Source organism: Flavobacterium sp. FlaQc-30 (assembly GCF_044005885.1).
GTDB lineage: Bacteria > Bacteroidota > Bacteroidia > Flavobacteriales > Flavobacteriaceae > Flavobacterium.
Genome location: NZ_JBIPCO010000018.1, coordinates 1 through 1,450 on the forward strand (window position 1 = coordinate 1; position 1,450 = coordinate 1,450).

The window sequence follows — 1,450 nt, forward strand, 5'->3', positions numbered from 1 at the left end:
AGAATTAGATTATTGGCAAGAAAAATAATTTAAAAGAGAAATTTATGCGCCCAAAAACTAGTTTTTTTATATACTGTTTTTTAATCATTGGTTTATTTGCCAGCTGCCAGCCTAAAGATACATTTGACTGGAATGCTGGACTTTCTGGTCCAAAAAATTACCCATCAGGGGCACCTTTTGTAGAATATTTTTATCACGGGAAAAGCATTGCTGGTGCTTCTTCTGGCACAGGGGCAGATCAAGGATGGGGCATTACTAGCGGCGGTTATGTTGGAGGCGACAAATACAAGCCCGTTCCCGATAGCATGGGGGTAAAATGGGTCTGTTCAATCGACAACTTAGTATATAGAGGAGGGTTTAAATTGCCTAGAGAAAAAATGCTAGAATTGTTTAAAAAAAAAGTGATAGATTCTTATGGAGTTCAAAACGACTACAGCGTAATTGTTGCCGGAATGGCTCCTGGTGGCAATATAACTCTATGGATGCAGGGAGGATATGCCAGTACTGAAATAGCAAAATTTAAAGTTTTAAAAGGAGAAGAGGATATAAATATTGATGATGATTACAAAAAGAAAGAAATAAAGTCATGGGGCAATTATCTTACTTATTGGAAAATCCATGGCATTCCGTATTCTGTTTGGGAGAAAGGAGAAAAAGAATATGATTATGATATTGTTTTTTGCAATGAGGCGGACAAAACTAATTACGATAGAAGAATAACTGGGTTTTCTAAAGATGGTTCAATTATTTCTAGTAATTCTGACAGGACAAGTTTCAAAACCTTAAAATGGAACGAACGATTTAATGTTAGAGAAAAAAAAATAAAATTCAAAAGTAAACTACCCACTCATATTTTTTTGCAATGGAGTACAAAAGATAATGCACAATGGTGCGAATCTGAAATTGTTTTACCAAATGATTTTGAGAATCGTTTTAAACAAGGATATTTTAATTGGAAAATAAAAAGAAGGGAACAATATAATCGCATTATAATTGGTCTAGAAGGAGAGAAAGAAAATACGCCATTTATTTTTGGTAGAATTTGGTTGTCTGGTTCAAATCAGAAAGTAGAAATTATGCGTTTTCGAGCAATTAAATTTGATACAATAGCAAGAAAATTTCAATATTGTAAATATTCACTACCAAAAGATTTCGTATTGCCTAAATGGAAAGACAGAGAGCCTATTGTGTTTCCAGAATTAGATTATTGGCAAGAAAAATAATTTAAAAGAGAAATATATGTGTCAAAAAACTAGTTTTTTTATATACTGTTTTTTAATCATTGGTTTATTTGCCAGCTGCCAGCCTAAAGACACATTTGACTGGAATGCAGCTTGGTCTGCGCCAAAATACTATGGTTGTTCCCCTACTGTTGAATATTTTTATCAAGGAAAAAGTATTGCGGGCGCATCTGCAAATATTGGTAATGATCCAGGTTGGGGTACTACCA

Annotated in this window: 2 protein-coding genes; both read left to right on the forward strand. The window is 33.8% G+C overall.

Annotated elements, in window-relative coordinates; all coding sequences use genetic code 11:
• The first annotated feature begins 44 nt into the window (after nt 1–44).
• Nucleotides 45–1,223, forward strand: a complete 1,179-nt coding sequence (locus tag ACHRV0_RS21530; protein ID WP_395442491.1) for a DUF2931 family protein — start codon at nt 45–47, stop codon at nt 1,221–1,223.
• Between the two features lie 16 nt (nt 1,224–1,239).
• Nucleotides 1,240–1,450: hypothetical protein (locus tag ACHRV0_RS21535; RefSeq protein WP_395442493.1), on the forward strand; the 211-nt coding region annotated here is incomplete at its 3' end.